General features: G+C 29.4%; 12 protein-coding genes and 1 other annotated feature. Of the genes, 3 read left to right on the forward strand and 9 right to left on the reverse strand.

What is annotated here, in order from left to right; all coding sequences use genetic code 11:
• Window positions 1-8 precede the first annotated feature (8 nt).
• The 6 genes from CUEA01_RS14835 to CUEA01_RS14860 all read right to left on the reverse strand — a co-directional run bounded on the left by CUEA01_RS14835 (window position 9) and on the right by CUEA01_RS14860 (window position 8160).
• Entirely contained in the window at window positions 9-2327 is a 2319-nt protein-coding gene (locus tag CUEA01_RS14835) for an ABC transporter permease (protein ID WP_234122470.1), read from the reverse strand.
• Window positions 2328-2672: 345 nt separating this feature from the next.
• Complete coding sequence (locus tag CUEA01_RS14840; protein WP_234122471.1) at window positions 2673-3326, reverse strand: DUF4145 domain-containing protein; 654 nt, start codon at window positions 3324-3326, stop codon at window positions 2673-2675.
• Between the two features lie 198 nt (window positions 3327-3524).
• Window positions 3525-4328 carry an EFR1 family ferrodoxin gene (locus tag CUEA01_RS14845; protein WP_234122472.1) on the reverse strand — a complete coding sequence of 268 codons (804 nt, stop codon included), beginning with the start codon at window positions 4326-4328 and terminating at the stop codon, window positions 3525-3527.
• Window positions 4329-4402: 74 nt separating this feature from the next.
• The gene (locus CUEA01_RS14850) at window positions 4403-4810 is read right to left on the reverse strand and encodes a helix-turn-helix domain-containing protein (RefSeq protein ID WP_234122473.1); all 408 of its coding nucleotides are present in this window, start codon (window positions 4808-4810) and stop codon (window positions 4403-4405) included.
• A gap of 214 nt (window positions 4811-5024) precedes the next feature.
• Window positions 5025-6617: a DUF2207 domain-containing protein gene (locus tag CUEA01_RS14855; protein ID WP_234122474.1), complete on the reverse strand. Its 1593-nt coding sequence runs from the start codon at window positions 6615-6617 to the stop codon at window positions 5025-5027.
• 469 nt (window positions 6618-7086) lie between these two features.
• Window positions 7087-8160 (reverse strand): iron-containing alcohol dehydrogenase family protein, encoded by a 1074-nt coding sequence (locus tag CUEA01_RS14860; RefSeq protein WP_234122475.1) that lies wholly within the window; start codon window positions 8158-8160, stop codon window positions 7087-7089.
• Between the two features lie 122 nt (window positions 8161-8282).
• Window positions 8283-8537 (reverse strand) — a binding site (T-box leader).
• Between the two features lie 199 nt (window positions 8538-8736).
• Between CUEA01_RS14860 and CUEA01_RS14865 the strand changes: the two genes are divergently transcribed.
• On the forward strand, window positions 8737-10110 hold the full coding sequence (locus tag CUEA01_RS14865; protein WP_456237147.1) for an ISNCY family transposase: 1374 nt from the start codon (window positions 8737-8739) through the stop codon (window positions 10108-10110).
• Between the two features lie 166 nt (window positions 10111-10276).
• Here the strand turns inward: CUEA01_RS14865 and CUEA01_RS14870 are convergent, their stop codons facing one another.
• Window positions 10277-11971 carry a GH3 auxin-responsive promoter family protein gene (locus CUEA01_RS14870; RefSeq protein ID WP_234122476.1) on the reverse strand — a complete coding sequence of 565 codons (1695 nt, stop codon included), beginning with the start codon at window positions 11969-11971 and terminating at the stop codon, window positions 10277-10279.
• Window positions 11972-12166: 195 nt separating this feature from the next.
• Between CUEA01_RS14870 and CUEA01_RS14875 the strand changes: the two genes are divergently transcribed.
• The gene (locus CUEA01_RS14875; protein ID WP_234122477.1) at window positions 12167-13495 is read left to right on the forward strand and encodes a replication-associated recombination protein A; all 1329 of its coding nucleotides are present in this window, start codon (window positions 12167-12169) and stop codon (window positions 13493-13495) included.
• A 307-nt stretch (window positions 13496-13802) separates the two neighbouring features.
• On the opposite strand, the gene CUEA01_RS14880 is transcribed toward CUEA01_RS14875, so the two are convergent.
• A complete protein-coding gene (locus CUEA01_RS14880; RefSeq protein WP_234122478.1) occupies window positions 13803-15605 on the reverse strand; it encodes a methyl-accepting chemotaxis protein in 1803 nt (600 codons plus the stop codon).
• 315 nt (window positions 15606-15920) lie between these two features.
• Window positions 15921-16751: a BglG family transcription antiterminator LicT gene (gene licT / locus CUEA01_RS14885; protein ID WP_234122479.1), complete on the reverse strand. Its 831-nt coding sequence runs from the start codon at window positions 16749-16751 to the stop codon at window positions 15921-15923.
• Between the two features lie 561 nt (window positions 16752-17312).
• Between licT and CUEA01_RS14890 the strand changes: the two genes are divergently transcribed.
• Complete coding sequence (locus tag CUEA01_RS14890; protein ID WP_234122480.1) at window positions 17313-18617, forward strand: esterase/lipase family protein; 1305 nt, start codon at window positions 17313-17315, stop codon at window positions 18615-18617.
• The last annotated feature ends 256 nt before the right edge of the window (window positions 18618-18873 follow it).

Consider the following 18873-nt stretch of genomic DNA (forward strand, 5'->3'; position numbering starts at 1 on the left):
AATCACTCCTATTCATCTATAAGCTCATTTGGCTTAGCATTTTTTATTGAATAACTACATGCAAATACTATTAATAATACTAAGATGAACATGCTGATTGATAAAATTTCTATAATGCTCCATGATATCATAAGTCCATCTAATCCATTTAGCATAACTTCAATAATCTGCCTTGAAAAAAGCAAATTCAAAATAATCGATATTACGCTTCCAAATACCGTTAATATAATTATTCTACATAAATACCTATTTCTTATTTCCTTTGTTGTAAAGCCAAGTGCCTTCATTATTCCAAAATTTTTTCTATTATCTCTAATATCCATTATAATTATATTAAAGATTATTATTATTGAAAAAATTGCAAATGAAATAACAAGTAAATAAACAATTGGTAATGTTATACTTGAAATTGAATTAATTGCACTCCTACCCATTGGATCAATGTCATCAATAGAAATATATGAGAACTTACTTTTCATATCTTCTTCAAATTTTGAGGTACTATAATTGCCTTTGAGATTTACATATATTCTATAGACATTATAAGCATCTTTTCCTTTTTCAATTCCATGATTCAATATACGCATGCTGTATCCATTATTCATCATGCTGTTAAAGGAACCTGATATTAAATAAGTATTTTTTTTATTATTAACCGTGAGATCAATATAATCTCCAACAGATAAATTTGAATCCTGCAGTATTTCTTTAGATACACTAACTTCATTAGCTGATGTTGGATTATGCCCATTTGAAATACTAAATTTCATATTATCATCATAAGAATTCAGTGCCATCACTGCATATCCACTATTTTTTATATGATATTTTTCTGTATTTAATTTAACATTGCCTGCTAGTATTGAACCATAATTATAATTTTGAACCCTTTTATCTTTCTTAATTTTATTTAACACTGCTTCTATTTTTTCTTTATTAATTGTATCATCAAAACTTATAATCATACGGCTTTTAGGCATTCCAACCCATACATTTAAGTTGTCCTTCATTTTAGAAAATGTCATTCCTAAGTTTCCAAATAGCAGCATTAAGCTTAAAGATACCATTAAACTTATTGTTATATAAATCGCAGACTTTTTATATTTAAATATATCATTTATCCCTAAAGCTAAAGGTGAAACGCTATTTTTTATAAGCGATTTTTTTAGTTTTTTTCTAGAAGATGTAATACCTGTACTAATTGCTTTTACCGGTGAAATTTTATTTGTTCTCCTGATTACAAAATACAAATTTAAAGTTACTATTAAAGTAAATAAGATTATTGTAAGTAAAATAATTTTAAAATTAATATCAACGCTAGTAAAATTACCTACATACTTTAAGGCATTTGCCGCTGTGTGATTTAATATTGGAATACTACTTAGTGCTCCCAAAATACTTCCGGCAACTACAATAAAAAAATATCCTAAAATATAAAATTTAAATATTTGTTTTTTTGAGAATCCCAGTGCTTTATATATTCCAATTGATTTGTATTCTTTTAAAATATTGTTCCATATAATAAATCTTATAATGAATACCGCAGCAACAAATACAAGCAATGCAGCAAAACTAGTAATCCCACCCATTAATGATGCAACATAGGTTGCACTTGTTATAAGAGTAGTTTTATCAAACACTTCTGAGATACCTGCATTATCAGCCAAACTATTTTCTAATCTCAAAAAATCAGCATTTCTTTTTGTATTTATAAAAATAGATTTTCCTTTTGCAAGTGATACAAAATCCTTATTATTTTCTTTACTTGTATACAAAATTATTACTCCCATCATTGGTGATGGCTGAAGTGAATCATTTACTAGTGAAGTGACTTTTAAATTAATGAATTTATTATTTACTTTAAACTTCAAGCTATCTCCAAGAGATATTTTATTATCATCTGCAAACAGCTTAGTAATCCAAATCTCTCCTTTTCCAGGATGATTGCTGCCATTTAAAGCTTTTATTTTATTTAGCCCATAAGGTACACCTTTATAATTTTCTAAAGGTATTAAACTGTAATTTGAAATTTTTAGCTTTTTATTATTATAATAAATGTTATTTCCCGAACTAAAATTATCTAAAAACTTAACTTCTTTTATTTTTGTACTATTTTGACACCATTTAATCACACCATTTTCACAACCGGGATTAGCATTAATTGTAAATATGTTGTAGTATTTGTCATTAGCATAATATTTATCAGTATAATTATTAACAGATGTTATAATTGATGCTCCACTTGCAAATATCATTGCTGAAATAAATAGAAGCATTCCAATTAAAAAACACTGGAGTTTTTTCTTTTTTAGCTTTTTAAGCCACATATATCATCATCCTTTCTTTAATTTTATACTAACGCATAAAAATTAAAGAAATATAGTTAAATTCTTAATGAAATCTTACAATATTTTAAATATATATTACTATTAAAATTTTCTTTGACTAAAGATATACCACTGTGAAACTTAAAATTTATTTGTACCAAAATTCCGTCTTCTGGACATTATGGTGCACATAAATTTTAATAGTTGAACTGGTATATTTATAAGAAAGATTTGGTATTAGAAAAAAGATGCAAAATGAAAAGCTAACTATGAATATATTAATTATCATAATTTATAGATAAACCACACTTTACTTCAAAATTCTAATATTTTAGATATGCCTACTTATTTTAATGATTCTTGTATTTTAGAAAACTCTTGCACTAAGCATTTTTTATCTATTTCCTTATTATCAATAATGCTTTCAATTATAAAATTTTGAAAAATATCTTGTGCTTTTTCATTCATATTTAAATCATTAATCATTTTCTCATAACTTTTATTGGTTTCTTGTGTTTCTTGTGTTTTTTTACTCATTTTTTTTATTAAATTTGATGCCATTTCTATATTGCTATTTTTAGGTGGAATAGGATATTTATATGGATCAGCTTCAAATTCACAGTTAATATAATTTTTAACAAACCAGCATGTAATATTATAAATATTTCTGTGCATATTTAAGGCTTTTTCTAATTCCTTTTCTTCATCATCATGTGCCCCTGTAGCTCTAATTCTTCTAACCTTATTAAATATTCTATATATCTTACCTTTAAGTACCCCTTCGCTTTCTAGTTTCTTTAATCTTTCATCTTGAGTTATGGTATTCAATAAACAATATCCTTCTAATTTACATATTTCTTTAGTTAGATTTTCAGTAAAACTTTTACCTTTAATAATTGCACTATGTGGGGATGTAAACACTATTTCGTCTAATTCTCTTACATAATTATTTAAATATCTATAGTTTTTATTTAAATAACTAAAAACATCACTTTCCAAATTGCAACTCTCCCTTCCTATCTCTTGTTCTGATTTCTTCATCAAGCATATATTCTTATTATACCACTAAAAAACCAACAAGATATTTTTATTACATTTATAATTTTATAGTTCTTAAAGATTCAATAGATAAAATCAAGGTTAATCTGGGAGATTACATTTTATCGTGGACAATATTTATAGGTACAATACATTCCCCTAATCATCAATCAATTCTGAAATTTTTACATTAGGATTTCTATATCTGCTCCTTTTTAATGTTTTGTTTCCCCACTGAATAGCCTGCTTAGGACACCATTCAATACATGCTGCACATTGCTCGCATTTATGCTTCCAGGTAGGTTTATTTAGATCAAATTCTATATTACTTACAGGACATATTTTCTCACATAATCCGCATCCATTACACTTTTCATTAACCCAAAATTTTTCATCTCTCATATGTAAGTTATCCATTATTTTATCTGTGGTTTTAATAAACATTTTATCAATCACTATATCAAATACTAATTTACTTGTCTCCGGTTTTAATTCTTCTCTTTTTCTAATTAACTCGCATACCTTCTTTACCTTTTTCTCTTCCCTTGCAAATATTTTATTTTGTTTTTCTTTAATCTTTGTATTAAAAGCAAAAATATTACTACTGGGCATGCAAAATAAAAAACCTGATGAAAGTTTTGACTCTTTATACTTTAATATAGCATCTAATTTTACTAAAGCTTGGGCAGGTGCACCCGCATAAGTTGCTGCTGCAAAAACATAAGTGTCTCTACTTATATTAAGCTTTCTTACAAATTCATCCATTATAAGCGGCATACGACTATAATATACTGGAAAAACTATGCCTAAAAATTTTGATTTAATTTCCATTTCTTTTTCATTTCTAAATTGGCTAACTTTACATAATTGAAAATCTTCCATTCTACTCACAATATCTTTAGCTACCTTTAAGCTGTTGCCAGTACCTGTAAAATATACTATTGCATTATTTTCTATTATCATAAACCATATCTCCTTTAAAATTTCATTTGGCTACAATGATATGATAAACCTTATAGTATACTACAGAGTCAATACTATTTTTCCAAAAGTTTTTGCACTTCACCGCAGCATTGCTTACCATTAGCTAATATAAATTCACTTACCTTTTTAATCAATTGCTTAGTTTTATTAAGTTCCTCTATTTTTTTATCTATATCCTCCATCTTATCCTTAACTACACTTTGAATATTCTGAATATTGCCGCACCATATATCATCATAGGCTTTGCAAATCAATATCTTTATCTCCTTAAGTGAAAAGTCAAATTTTTTTAATATAAGTATAAATTTAATTTTATCTATATCTTCTTTTAAGTATACTCTGTAACCATTTTCACTTCTTCTTGCCTCAGAAAGTAGCCCAATTTTTTCATAGTATCTTATAGTCTCTTTATTTATTTCTAGTTTTCTCGCTAATTCACTGATGCTATAACCATCTTTCATCCTTATTTCACCTCGTTTTATTGATATAAAGATAAACCACTTGAAACTTCAAAATTAATTTGTATCAAAATGCCGTCTTCTGGGCATTTTGTTGCAAATTGATTTTGGTAGTTGAACTGGTTTATCTATAACTTTTTTTTAAGCTATGTTTTAAATAAGTGTTGATTTTCACACTTATTTAAAACATAGCCTCCTTTAGTATACTTAGCTATTTTTAAAAAGCACTTCCGCCTCCACCGCCCCCAAGGTTTCCACCTGAGCCACCAGAGAAATTTCCCGATGAACTATCACTATTACTACCACTGTTATTCATATTAAAATCATCAGTATAAGTAGTAGTATAATAACTCAAGAACCAATAACTCATAAACATACTATTCTTGAATTCTGATGTATCCTTAAAATTATCAATAAAATTTTCTGAAACTTCAAGAGATATTGCATATGGTAAAACTCTTTCATCTAATTTTTTATTTTGTTCATTAAGCTCACTGCTTCTAAAATCATCTAAATAATTACTAAATGCTTCCCATTTAAGCCTTTCATTTTCATAGGTGTTAGTTAATATTTTCTTACCTTCTATGGTCGTATAAAAATTCATATTTTCTGCCTGATTTAAAATAAGCTTTTTCCAGTCAACGTATTTACTCATAAAGCTTAATTCACTGGATTTATCTTTCAATCTCTCCAAGCTAATACTGCCATTACTTACATATTTCTTTAGCCATTTTATTAAAAATTCTTCATATCCCATAAGCATATTTTTATCATAAGCCTCATTTATTTTAAAACAAACTTTTGTAAAATCTTCTTCTGCAAAACCATTTTTAAGAAATTTTATTGCCCCCCTATTAGAAAGATAAATTATTTCAGCTAAAAAGTCTTTAGTATCAACTTCATTATTTACAAGTACACTTACTAGTGCTGGCGGTAAGGCATTTGGTATTTCAAAGTAATATTTTTCTCTAAAAAATACATGTCCTTCTCTATAAGCTTTAATTGCTTTTTGTCTCTTTCTTCTTTTTAAATATATAAAGCTTGAAGTTAAAACTGCAATTATAAATATAACTAAGGAAGCAATCATTATATTTTTATTTCTTTCCCTTTGTTGTTTTTCATAATAAGCGTCCCTTTTCATATTTATAGTTTTTGAAGTATTAATCCATTCAGAAGGGAAATATGTACTTATTCCAATGAACTCATCTTTTCCCATGTTATTTAATTCCAATTTTATTGTTCTTTTATTCTCTAAACTTGCTATTCCCCTTTTAGGACCTTCGCCGTAGTACTTAACTTTATTTGTTATATCTTCTGGTAAAGAAACAAATAGTGTTACTTTATTAATTTTCACGTCTGAATCATTTTTGTAAAAGTCCCATTTAAATTCACCTAAATCAGAAAATTTTGTTACAGCATTTTTTATTGTATAATTTATTTTAAAATTTTTAGTTTCATTGCCACTTTTACTATATATTTTTATTTCAGTTGTATCTCCATCCTTATTAATCTCAGTAGTGCTTTTTTCATTAACTCCATTTTTATAAACTTCTGCTGAAATATTTGCAAGTCCATCTGAACCATTTGTCCTTACTTCTCTTTTCATTCCATTAAAGCTTCCTTGAAAAACATAATCATGGCTTTCTGAAACTGCTATATCACCATTTTCTTTAACCTCAGCATTTATAACTATATTAGAAATATAATAATCACCCGATGAAGCAAGCACCTTTTGTGGAATTAACTGTGATAAAAATACCATTAACAAAATAAGAGATAAACTTTGTATGATTTTATGAAATTTAGACATAAAAATTCTCCTTTCATATTATATATTTACATTTTATCATATGCGGAGGAGAATTATAAAATTCTTTGTAATCTTTGTTTCAAAGTAAAAAGTACAGTGACGGATGATTTTCTTCCGTTTCACTACAGAAAATCTTATAACTTATTTTTAAATATATTGTGAAATAAAGATGTAGTTAGATTAATCAAATAACCTTTGACAGGTGTAGTGAAAAAATGATATTAGGGAACAGTGGCGAAAAAATTTCTAAAATAAAATTGTATAAAACTTAGTGGGAAATTCTTCAAAGCTTTAGAACTTTAGATTGTCTGAACATCTTTTTGCGAGTTATCGAAAGTTCTTAAGCTTTGAAAAATTTGCCGCTTAGTTTTATTAATTTTATTTAGGATTTTGAGCCGCTATTCACTAACATCATTTTTCTACACCTGTCAAAGGTTATTTGATTTTGCACTGCACTTTGTTTCTCTGCCTATTCATTTAAGCTTTCCAGTTCCATCATTGCTTCATAAATCATTTCTCTTGTTATTTTATAAGGAACATGTTTTATATCTCCTGTTTCCATTGCCTTATCAAGTACTTTATCAAGATCCTTTTCTTCAACTTCAATATCGGCTAATTTTGTTGGAAGTCCAAGACTTTTATTAAATTTATAAACTCTGTTACGCTCTTCATATTGTTTATCACATGTGAGCATAACCAAGACACCATATGAAACTACTTCTCCATGGAAATGATTCTTTTCTATATTTTCCAATGTAGTGCATCCATAATATACAGAATGCGCAAGACAGCTGTTATAATCATTTATTACAAAAACTGATACAAGCCCTGTAGTAATTATTATATTAAGCACTACTTGCTCTAGTTCGTAAGAAACTTTATTATTTTTAACATCTTCATAAGCTTTTTTTCCATACTTTAAAAGCGGTTCCACACAATTACGGCTTATATCCACACCCAAAAGATTAGTATGATCAAGTTCATCTCCCCTTGAAGAAAATGTGCATTCATACTCTTTTGACAAGGCATCACCGATTCCAGCCCAAATAAAATGGTCTGGAGCTTCTGATATTATTTTAGTGTTAATAAAGCAATGGGATGCAGGCTTCTTTGGGAAATACAATTCTTTAAATACATGATTTGCATCATAAATTACTGTAGTTGCTGTTACTGCTGCACAATTTGAAGCTATTGTTGGAAACACAAATAATGCTTGTCCTGTTTGATCGCACATAGTCTTACTTGTATCAACACTTCTTCCACCGCCAACTGCAAATACCATATCTGCACTTGCAACTACTTGATTTTTTTTCAGCATTTCTACATTTTCATATGAAGAATCTCCTCCAAACCATACAAAATCCAATATTTCTATATCTGAGCCTTTAATACCATCCAAAAGCGCTTCTTTTGCTTTTGCCATTGCTGTTTTTCCCCCAATTACTACCGCTTTCTTTCCATATGTCCTACAAATCTTAGGAATTTCTTTATAAACTTCTTCTCCTACACTATAGCTTGGTAAAAATACACTGTAATTACTCATTTCTTTGCCCCCTAATTATTTATCTTAATTAAAATTACATATAAGGCATATTAAAACTATCTCTCAATTTGGATTTATTATTTTTTTAATATGTCTAAAATAAAAAAGACCCTGTCTCATTTTTTAGAGACAAAGTCTTAAACTTGCGGTACCACTCTATTTGCTACTTAAAAAGTAACCTCTCAAAATATCTACGGGAAATCCCTTTAATATTTGGCAATATAACGGTTGCTACCGATCACACTTACACAATAATACTATCTTCAGTGGACTACTCATGAGTGATTTTCAACTCTTTCACAAATCCTATCTCCCAGCAAATAATAGGTCTCTTACAAAATGCTCCAAAGTCTACTTTTCTCAATCTACGCATTTATCCTTTAACTTGTTAACAATTATATTCCTCATTTTTTATACTGTCAAGAATTTAATTAATATTTTATCTAAATTTATGATTGAAAAGTGATAATGTCTTAGTGTACCACATTTGATTATGTCCCAAAAAATAAAATTTATAGTATAATAAACCTCATTGCTAGAAATGAGGAGGACATAATGAGAAAGGTGTATTTAAAAATGAATGAAGAATTAAAATATAAAGTTATTAAGAAGTTAATAGATAGTAACGGTAGCAAGCAGAGAGCAGCAATTGAGTTAGGGTGCACTGTTAGACATATCAACAGAATGATTAATGGGTATAAAGAAAAAGGAAAAGCTTTTTTTGTTCATGGCAATTGTGGAAAAAAGCCATCTCATACTATAGATGATTCAGTAAAAAAAGATATTATAGATTTATACAAAACAAAATATGAAGATGCAAATCTAACACATTTTTCTGAGCTCTTAGAAGAAAGGGAAGAAATAAAAGTCTCAGCAACAACTATACGTTCTATCCTTTTACAGGAATTCATCCTATCCCCTAAGGCAAAGCGTTCTTCTAAAAAAGCTTTGTGTAACAAGCTTAGAGACTTACAAAAAGATACTAAATCAAAAAAAGAAGCCACTACCATTCAAAATACTATCCTTGATATAGAAGATGCTCATCCTAGACGTCCTAGATGTGCTTATTTTGGTGAAATGCTTCAAATGGATGCTTCTGTTCATCTTTGGTTTGGTGAAAATAAAACACAGCTTCATATAGCTGTGGATGATGCTACTGGATCAATTGTAGGTGCTTATTTTGATAATCAAGAAACCCTTAATGGCTATTATCATGTGCTTTATCAGATATTAACTACTTATGGCATTCCTTATATGTTTTACACTGATAAACGTACTGTTTTCGAATACAAAATGAAAAAGTCATCTTCAATAGAAGATGACACATTTACTCAATTTGGTTACGCATGTAAGCAATTAGGAATTGAAATAAAAACCAGTAGCGTTCCACAAGCAAAAGGACGTGTGGAACGCATGTTTGAAACTCTACAATCGCGGCTCCCTATAGAACTGCGTTTATCTGGTATAAGCACAATTGAGCAAGCAAATGAATTTTTAAACTCCTACATAAAAAAATTCAATGCTCGATTTGCTTTACCTGTTGATAATATCAAATCTGTGTTTGAAACGCAACCCAATATTGAAAAAATCAATTTAACTCTTGCTGTGCTTGCTGGTAGGAAAATAGACAGCGGAAGTTGTGTAAAATACAATAAAAGATATTATCTTCCTGTAGATACTAATGGACACCCTGTATATTATCATAAGGGAACCTCCGGATTAGTTATAAATGCGTTTAACAATGAATTATTATTTTCTGTTAACGAAAAAATTTATGCCCTTGAATTGCTTCCAGATCATGTTCCCTCGTCAAAGAACTTTGATCTTGCACAAACTACAAAAGTTCCAAAGAAACGCTACATACCACCTATGAGTCATCCTTGGAAGCAGGCTTCATTTGAACAGTATTGTAGTAAGCAAGCTCATAGGCAAAAGGAAAGCATAGCATAAATTTATAAATCTATTTTCTTAAAAATCGAAGATTTTTAAGGTTTATTTGCCATACCTTAAAATAGAGTCAGACCATTAATAAAGCACCAGCAAAAACTGGTGCTAATAATTAAAACTTTTTAGGACATTTTCAAAAATGCTTGACAGAATTTAATTAATATTTTATCTAAATTACATTTCTATATTTTTTACTCGCCAAACTATTACTACTTATAATGCTCAGTATTTCTTCATTTTTTATCAAAACTCTTGGAATTTTAATCTGATTTTTAGAAACTCCCTTTTTAAACAAAAAATCTTTTACCTTACTAAAAGTATTAGCTCGTAAAACTTCTACTTTTACACTTTGCAATCTCCTATTGCTTCTTGCCCTATCATACGCCAAATTTGATTTTCTGAGTTCATTATCTAAAATATCTTCTATTGTTTTTATTTTACTCATAGGTATATCGTTCCAAAATTCAAAATAGAAAATATATCTTCCTGGTGTTACTGAAATATCTGGTGCAGTAGTATAATCCGTTAAATTTAGCTTTAATATTCTTATTGTATTTTTTACAGCTGTAGTTAATTGATCTTCATTAGTTTTTTCAGCCACCATGTTCAATATTTGATTTTTTCTATACAAAAATTCAATTTCAGGACTATTATTATAAAATCCAACAACTCTTACAACATCGCCTATTTTATACCTGTAAAGTCCTGCATAATTAGTGACTGCTACTTCATAGCTTTTTCCAAGTTCTAATTCTGATATTTCAAAAGTTTTATTACCCACAAAATCTACTGGAATAAATTCATAATAAGCAGTATCTGGAACAATTACATATCTTATTTTATCAACATATGGATTAATTCCAATCATTGCTTCTGTACATCCATATGCTGCTGAATATATAGGAATTGAATCAGTATAAAAATTTACAGAAGAGTTGTATATAGAAAAATTGCCACCTGTTACTGTTGCAATATATGCTAAACTTTTCCATACCCTTCTAGCTATTCCCTTAAATCCCTTTTGAAATTCACTTTGCAACTTAATAGCCCTTTCCCTATTAGGTGATATTTTTCTACTTAATAATTTTCTAATATCATCATCAATTTTTAAATTTTTATTTATACTGCCATTTCTTATATCCTGTACTAATTCCTCGTATCTTTCTTCTAAAACTCTAAATAAATCTAAAATGCTTGAAATAAAGGTTCCTCCTATATATAAAAGTTTTTCCTCTTCTAATGCAAATAGCAAATGAAGGTATAATGCCTCTTCCTTATCCTTTATTTTCATAACCTCTATTGGGGAAGTATACAAATACCCTATTACATTTTTTATGCCTTTCATACCTCCAGATGTGGCTGAACATATGGGAACCTTATCCTTCGTATAAGTAGCTGTTACTATATCTGCAATCATCAAGCCTTTTCCATAATTCCATTGTTCTTTAAAATTGTTATATGAAAATTTATTAATAAGTATAGCCATGTATTTTAAACAAATCCTTCTACTTCTTTTAGTTGCTGGTATTAATTTTTGTTTTCCAGTAGTTCCCGATGTATGTCCAAAATATTTTATATGGTCGCTAGTCAAAACATTTTCTTCTCCATTAACCATCCTAAGTATATAACTTTCATAGTCCTTATATTCACCTAATGGGACTTGATTTTTATATTGTTCAACAGATTTTATACTTCTAAAGTTAAACTTCTTTCCAAATTCACTTTTTTCATTTATTTTTAATATTCTAAAGAGTGTCTGTTCATTTATCTTTTTACTATTCTTTGTACTTTTATTAAACTTGCCTTCAACTATAATTCCTCCTGCTATATTTATTCTGTAAAGAACCTTACTTATTATACTCATATCTCTCTCCACTATATAAATACTACATATTAAAAATATATAAATAACTTACCATACTTAGAACGCACGCAAGTTAATAACAACTTTTTACCTCCTCCTATAACCCTCTTTTTAATGCATATTGAATTGTATAAATTTTAGTAGTATACTTTATTTAAACATATGTTCGAAAATAACTTTATCAAGGAGATTATAATGAATTATATCCAAGGATCTTTATTTGAAAAAAGAGTTAGCACCCCGCTTGCAAGCCGTATAAGACCTAGAAATCTTGATGAATATATTGGTCAACAACATATACTTGGAAAAGGTAAAGCTCTCAGAAATATGCTCGAGTGTTCAAATCTTACTTCTATGATTTTTTGGGGGCCACCAGGCGTTGGTAAAACCTCACTTGCCATGATAATTGCTTCAATGACAAAATGCAATTTTATAGAATTTAGTGCTACTTCTTCTGGAATAAAAGAAATTAAGGAAGTTATGGAGGAAGCTAAAAAAAATAGATTTATGGGCATTGAAACTGTTCTCTTTATTGATGAAATTCACCGCTTTAATAAGGCCCAGCAAGATGCTTTTCTCCCACACGTTGAAAAAGGAAACATTATTCTTATAGGTGCAACTACTGAAAATCCTTCCTTTGAAATTAATTCTGCCCTACTTTCAAGATGCAGAGTATTTGTTTTAAACGCCCTTACAGATGAAGATATAGTTAGCCTTTTAAAACACGCTCTTAAAGATAATAGAGGTTTTGGAACTAAAAATATAAAAATTTCAAATGACCTTCTACACTTAATTTCAATTTACTCAAATGGTGATGCTAGAACTTCTCTCAATGTCTTAGAAATGGCTGTTTTAAGTTCAAAGCAAGAAAATAACACAGTAATTTTAACTAAGGAAATTATTGAAGATTGTATGCAAAACAAAGCTTTACTATATGATAAAAATGGAGAAGAGCATTACAATATAATTTCTGCACTTCATAAGTCTATGCGAAATAGTGATTGTGACGCTTCTATTTATTGGCTTGCTAGAATGCTTGAAGGTGGTGAAGATCCTCTTTATGTTGCAAGAAGGCTTATACGTTTTGCTTCTGAGGATATAGGTATTGCAGACCCAAGAGCTTTAGAACTAGCCGTAGCTGCCTACAATGCTTGTCATTATATTGGTATGCCAGAGTGCAGTGTAAATTTAACTGAGGTAGTAGTATATTTATCCTTAGCTCCAAAATCCAACTCCTTGTATGTCGCATATGAAAAAGCAAAAAAAGATGCAAAAGAAACTATTTCAGAAGGAGTTCCACTTCATCTTAGAAATGCTCCTACAAAATTAATGTCTGATTTAGGTTATTCAAAGGGCTATAAATATGCTCATGATTTTGAAAATAAAATCACAAATATGCAGTGCTTACCCGATAATTTAAAAGATCGTAAATATTATCTTCCAAGCAATGAAGGTTATGAAAAAGAGGCAAAAGAGAAAATTGATTATTTACTTAATAAAAAAAAAGAGGAGCTGCCGCACTAAGATTATTTAATACGTAACTTAAAATTATTGCGAACTAACTTAATCAGTTCACAATTCACAGTTCACAATGCACAATGAAGGAGGATTTGCCCTCCTTTCGTCAGGTAAATCTTAAATTTAAATATTATAAGCTTCGCTTAGCACCATAAATGGTGCTATTGCGCAAGCAATAAAAAATTAAGTTTAAGATTTTTCTGTAGCAAGGCGGAAGAAAATCATCATTCATTGTGAATTGTGCATCGTGAATTGTGAATTGATTTAATTCGCAATATTTATTATTTGTTTATAAAATAATTTTGTAAGACATTTAGTACTTTCCAAACTCTCCATCACTTAGGTCAATCTTTATTTTAGAATCATGAGCCTCATTGCCTTCCGTAAATGCGTAATTGTTTTTTTTATTCGACATACTTTCAAGCATTTTTATTACCTCTGGATTTAATTTATCCATTCCATATCTATTTAAATCGCATTTTTTTAATTTAAAACGCCTAACCAATTCCTCAAGAATTTGTGCCTGGCTTGACAATTCTTCACTTGCAGCTGCACTTTCTTCAGCAGTTGCAGAATTATTTTGTATAACATGTGACACCTGCATAATACCTTGATTAACTTGAAATATAGCCGCTGCTTGTTCATTTGATGCAGTTGCAATTTCTGAAACAATACTAGTTGCATCTGAAACAGAGTCCACAATTTCATTCAATGCTTTCGCAGTTTCATCTGCTATCTTTGTACCATTTTCTGCTTTTTTAATTGAACTTTCAATTAACACTGTCGTTTCCTTAGCTGCATTTGCACTTCTAGCAGCCAAATTTCTCACTTCTTCAGCTACTACCGCAAAACCTTTCCCCTGCTGACCTGCCCTTGCAGCTTCTACTGCAGCATTAAGTGCTAAAATATTTGTTTGGAAAGCAATGTCATCTATGACTTTTATGATTTTTGAAATGTTACCTGAAGCTTCATTTATTTCATTTATCGATTTTAACATTTCCTGCATATGCGTATTGCCGTTAATAGCATTTTCCTTTGCATTTATTGACATTTTACTTGCTTGTTCTGCATTTTCAGCATTTTGTTTAGTTTGTGCTGATATTTGTTCTAATGATGCTGTTAGCTCCTCAACAGAACTTGCCTGCTCAGTTGAGCCTTGCGATAGTGCTTGTGCCGAATCCGATACTTGTTTAGCTCCAGTTGCAACTTGCTCAGAAGAAGTATTTATCTCATTTAGAACTCTGTTAAATGAATCAACAATCTTATTTACCGAATTCTTTATTTCAATAAAATCTCCAACATAATCTCTTGATATACTTACATCCATATTTCCATCCGCTATTTTTGTAAGTATATTTGAAATCTCATTTATATACGAGTCAACAGCCCCCATTGTATTATTAAGAGCATTTTTAATAGCCGCATGATCTCCTTTGTAATCCCCAACCATTTTAGCTTTAAAATTTCCACTCTCCATTTCTTTCAATACATTTGAAGCTTCTTTTATAGGTTCAATTACAGAATCTAGCATATTGTTTATTCCAAAAATTATCTCTTTGTAACTGCCTTCAAATTTTTCGGCATCAGCTCTAGTACCCAATTGTCCGTTTATTGCATTATCTGCAAGCATTTTTGATTCACTTATAAGATCATGCAAAACTTGCATTGTTGCTAAGCACGCAGGCATAAGCCTATCATTTTCTGACCTTTTTCCTACTCTTTTAAACTCTTCAAGCCTGCTTGTATCACCTTTTGAAACTCTTACAAATGCATCTTGCACACTTACTAATCTTTCACGAACTTCATTAATGCTTACCGATAATTCTTCCATCATGCCTGAATGATTCCCTGTAATTTCTATGGTATAATCATTTTGAGCCATTTTACCAAGGACTTCCTTAATTTCATTAATTGGCTTTATAATTTCAATATTTATAAAAAAATATGAAATTATAATAATAGCTACTATTATTATAGCTACTACTGCAATTGATATAACTTGAAATTTTCCCAAGAATACATTACAAAAGTATCCTAATAGTGCCGAAATAATAATCATACAAGCAAGATACAATTCTAATTTTTTGCCAGTTTTAATGTTTTTTGATAATCTCATAAAATACCAACCACCCTTTTTAAATCCTTTTATACTTATAACTTTGGTTTTAAACTTACCTTTCTGATTAAATTATTATACGTTTCCATTGTATTATATACGCTGACATTTGTCTACATGCTTTAACAATTTCTTATATGTTTTCCTTAAATTCGACTTTGCTTGTGACATGCAAGGATGTGAAAAATGGTATTCTACAGTTTTTACTACACTGAACATAAGGACTTATGAGTGAATATAAAAAATGAGACCAAATGTATACCGCTTGTATTGGTCTCTCCTTTTTAATATTCTATATTAAACAGCTTTTTTTATTTATCTTTGGGTTACACGCTGAATGTGGATAGTTAAATAGAGTTTTTCCTCATCTGATAGTTCTATTTCTAAATACTTTTCTATTTTTAACATGCAATCATATGCTTTTTTATACTTTTCTTTAACTTGCTTAAATAAAAAATCATCCTCATCCTTTATTACCTGTTCATTTTTATTTAACCTTTGAAAAAAGAACCTTAAGTGTGTAACAAATCTTTCATAGTTAAGAGAGTTTTCATCAAGTGCGATATTATAAGTATATTTAACAATATTTAAGATATCCTGCACCATTTTTGTTTGCTTTGCTATATCTTCCACGCCACTAGAAGAGTTATTAATCTGAGAATTTATTAAATGCAATGCTATATTGGCTGCTTCATCTTCTGGTAATTTTTTACCTGTTTCATCCTCAATAAATTCTATTGCCTTCACCCCAACTTGGAATTCTTTAGAATAAAACTTTTTAATTTCCCAAATTAATGGATTTCTAGTATTGTAACCTTCATCAAACATTTTTAATGCATTACTTATATGATCTGTAAGTGTCACATATATATAGTCATTTAATTCAACACCTAATAAATTTTTTGCATATTCAATAATGTCATAGCTCATAGAAACATCCTCTGTAGGAATGTCTTCTAATAATAATTTAAATTTTTCCGACGCATCTTTTTGCTTAAGAATAAAAGTTTTCTCTATCAGGCTTTCATCAACTTTTTCACCTACATTCTTTTTAAATGCAATTCCACAGCCCATAACAACAAACTCATGTTTTTCTGAATCTTTAGCTACTATAGCATTGTTGTTAAATATTTTTTTTATTATCATCTTCCTATCCCCCTTATTGCTATATTAATATAATTTAAACCATAAAAACCTTAACTAAATAAAAGGAACAAACTTATTCCTTCTCATTAATTAAGGTATCGCCTGATCTAATCAGTAACAATCCAATATTGTAATCGTTTAATTTACTAATCAGTATACCATTTGCCTTATAAAATGTCAATAATTTTGCGACATCTTTCGCCCGCATTTAATATATTACCATAAAAACCTCCACATATGTACTCAAAACATAAATTTCCACCATTATCCACAGAATCTTCTTTTAAATTATATATAAACCAGTTCAACTACCAAAATCAATTTGTATCATAATGCCCAGAAGCCGGCATTTTGATACAAATTAATTTTAAGTTTCAAGGTGGTTTATCTTTAGTTGTAAACTTTACCATAACTAAGATATTCAGAGCTTTATATTTGTACTCCTCAGTACAACAACTTTATTCGTCTCACATCGCCTTATGCAAAATTATTACATTTAAATCAAATAATGTTATACTGTACTAGTCAGTACAAAACAAAATTTAAATGAGGTGTTTCATTATGAAAAATCTTTTAAAAAAAACATTATTACTAATAATACCTTTCATGCTATTAACTGCTTTTTCTTTTAGCAATGTTTCTGCTGCAACTCCATCATATAAAATTTCCAAACCAAATTCTTCAATTGCTAACTTAAATAACAATTATCCTATTGTAATGGTTCATGGGTTATTTGGTTGGGGAAATGACGAACTTTTCGGAATAAACTATTGGGGTGGAGAAAATAGCTTAAAAACTCTTCTAGAAAATAATGGTTATAAAGTATTCACACCTACTATAGGATCAATATCCAGCAATTGGGATAGGGCTTGTGAATTATATGCTTACTTAAAAGGTGGTACAGTAGATTACGGCGAAGCACATTCGAGAAAAAATGGACATGCCCGTTATGGACGAACTTATCCTGGCGTTTATCCTGAATGGGGTACCACAGATTCTAATGGATTAAAAAAAATTCACTTAATTGGACACAGTATGGGTGGTGAAACAATTAGAGTATTAGCCCAATTATTAGAAAATGGTGATCCTGATGAAATAAGTTGTAATAAAACTAATATCAGTCCTCTATTTACAGGAAATCATCATTGGATTGACAGTATTACAACTATAGGTACTCCTCACGACGGAAGCCAAGAAGATGAAATGCAGGACAATTTAGAACCATTTTTCCATGATTTTTTTGCATCTATGGCTGCTAGCACTGGTATAATTAATTCTAATAATCCTTGCTTTGATTTCAGAATGGATCAATGGGGACTAAAAAAAGCAGCTAATGAATCCTACGCTAACTATTATAAAAGGGTTTTTAGCAGTAACATTTGGAAAGAAACAAAGGATTTAAGCATCTGGGATTTGTCACAAGAAGGTGCAAAAGAGCTAAATTCCTGGGTTAAAGCTCAAAGTGATATTTATTATTTTTCTATTTCTTGTGTAGATACTCATAAAGATTTACTAACTGATCATCAAATACCTAATATTAATATGAACCCTCTTCTTTTAAAAAGTTCAATATTCATGGGGCAATATACTAATTACACCCCTGGGAAAGTACAAGTTGACAGCAGCTGGTGGAGAAATGATGGCATTGTCAGCGTTAGATCTGCTATAGGCCCTCATGAAGGCTCAACGGATAATATTATAAATTACAATCCTAGTCTTCCTCAAAAAGGCGTATGGAACTACATGGGTGAAATTAACGATGTAGATCACATTGAAGTAGTATTACAAAGTAATCCAACTTATAGAAGCTACCTTCAAAACAAATTTATCGATTTAGCAAAAATGTTAAATAATCTTCCACTTTAAAAACAGTGCTTATACACAAATCTTAAATATTGTGAAGCAAAGTGTAGTGCAAAATCAAATAGCCTTTGGTAGGTGTAGCAAAATAATGTTAGTGAACAGCATCTTAAAATCTTAAATAAAATTAATAAAACTAAGCGGCAAATTTTTTAAAGCTTAAGAGCTTTAGATAACTCGCAAGAAGATGCTCAGACAATCTAAATCTCTAAATCTTCAAAAAATTTTCCACTAAGTTTTATATAATTTTATTTAAAATATT

Origin of the sequence: Clostridium hydrogenum, from assembly GCF_021432385.1 — a bacterium.
GTDB classification, from domain to species: Bacteria; Bacillota; Clostridia; order Clostridiales; family Clostridiaceae; genus Clostridium_S; species Clostridium_S hydrogenum.

What these genes read in the sequence shown, in the direction of transcription:
- CUEA01_RS14845 (WP_234122472.1), bottom strand. Translation starts at nt 4,328, where the DNA reads ATGATAATAGAAAATAATGCAATAGTATATTTTACAGGTACTGGCAAC.
- CUEA01_RS14890 (WP_234122480.1), top strand. Translation starts at nt 17,313, where the DNA reads ATGAAAAATCTTTTAAAAAAAACATTATTACTAATAATACCTTTCATG.
- licT (WP_234122479.1), bottom strand. Translation starts at nt 16,751, where the DNA reads ATGATAATAAAAAAAATATTTAACAACAATGCTATAGTAGCTAAAGAT.
- CUEA01_RS14875 (WP_234122477.1), top strand. Translation starts at nt 12,167, where the DNA reads ATGAATTATATCCAAGGATCTTTATTTGAAAAAAGAGTTAGCACCCCG.
- CUEA01_RS14870 (WP_234122476.1), bottom strand. Translation starts at nt 11,971, where the DNA reads ATGAGTATAATAAGTAAGGTTCTTTACAGAATAAATATAGCAGGAGGA.
- CUEA01_RS14855 (WP_234122474.1), bottom strand. Translation starts at nt 6,617, where the DNA reads ATGTCTAAATTTCATAAAATCATACAAAGTTTATCTCTTATTTTGTTA.
- CUEA01_RS14850 (WP_234122473.1), bottom strand. Translation starts at nt 4,810, where the DNA reads ATGAAAGATGGTTATAGCATCAGTGAATTAGCGAGAAAACTAGAAATA.
- CUEA01_RS14865 (WP_456237147.1), top strand. Translation starts at nt 8,737, where the DNA reads ATGAATGAAGAATTAAAATATAAAGTTATTAAGAAGTTAATAGATAGT.
- CUEA01_RS14880 (WP_234122478.1), bottom strand. Translation starts at nt 15,605, where the DNA reads ATGAGATTATCAAAAAACATTAAAACTGGCAAAAAATTAGAATTGTAT.
- CUEA01_RS14860 (WP_234122475.1), bottom strand. Translation starts at nt 8,160, where the DNA reads ATGAGTAATTACAGTGTATTTTTACCAAGCTATAGTGTAGGAGAAGAA.
- CUEA01_RS14835 (WP_234122470.1), bottom strand. Translation starts at nt 2,327, where the DNA reads ATGTGGCTTAAAAAGCTAAAAAAGAAAAAACTCCAGTGTTTTTTAATT.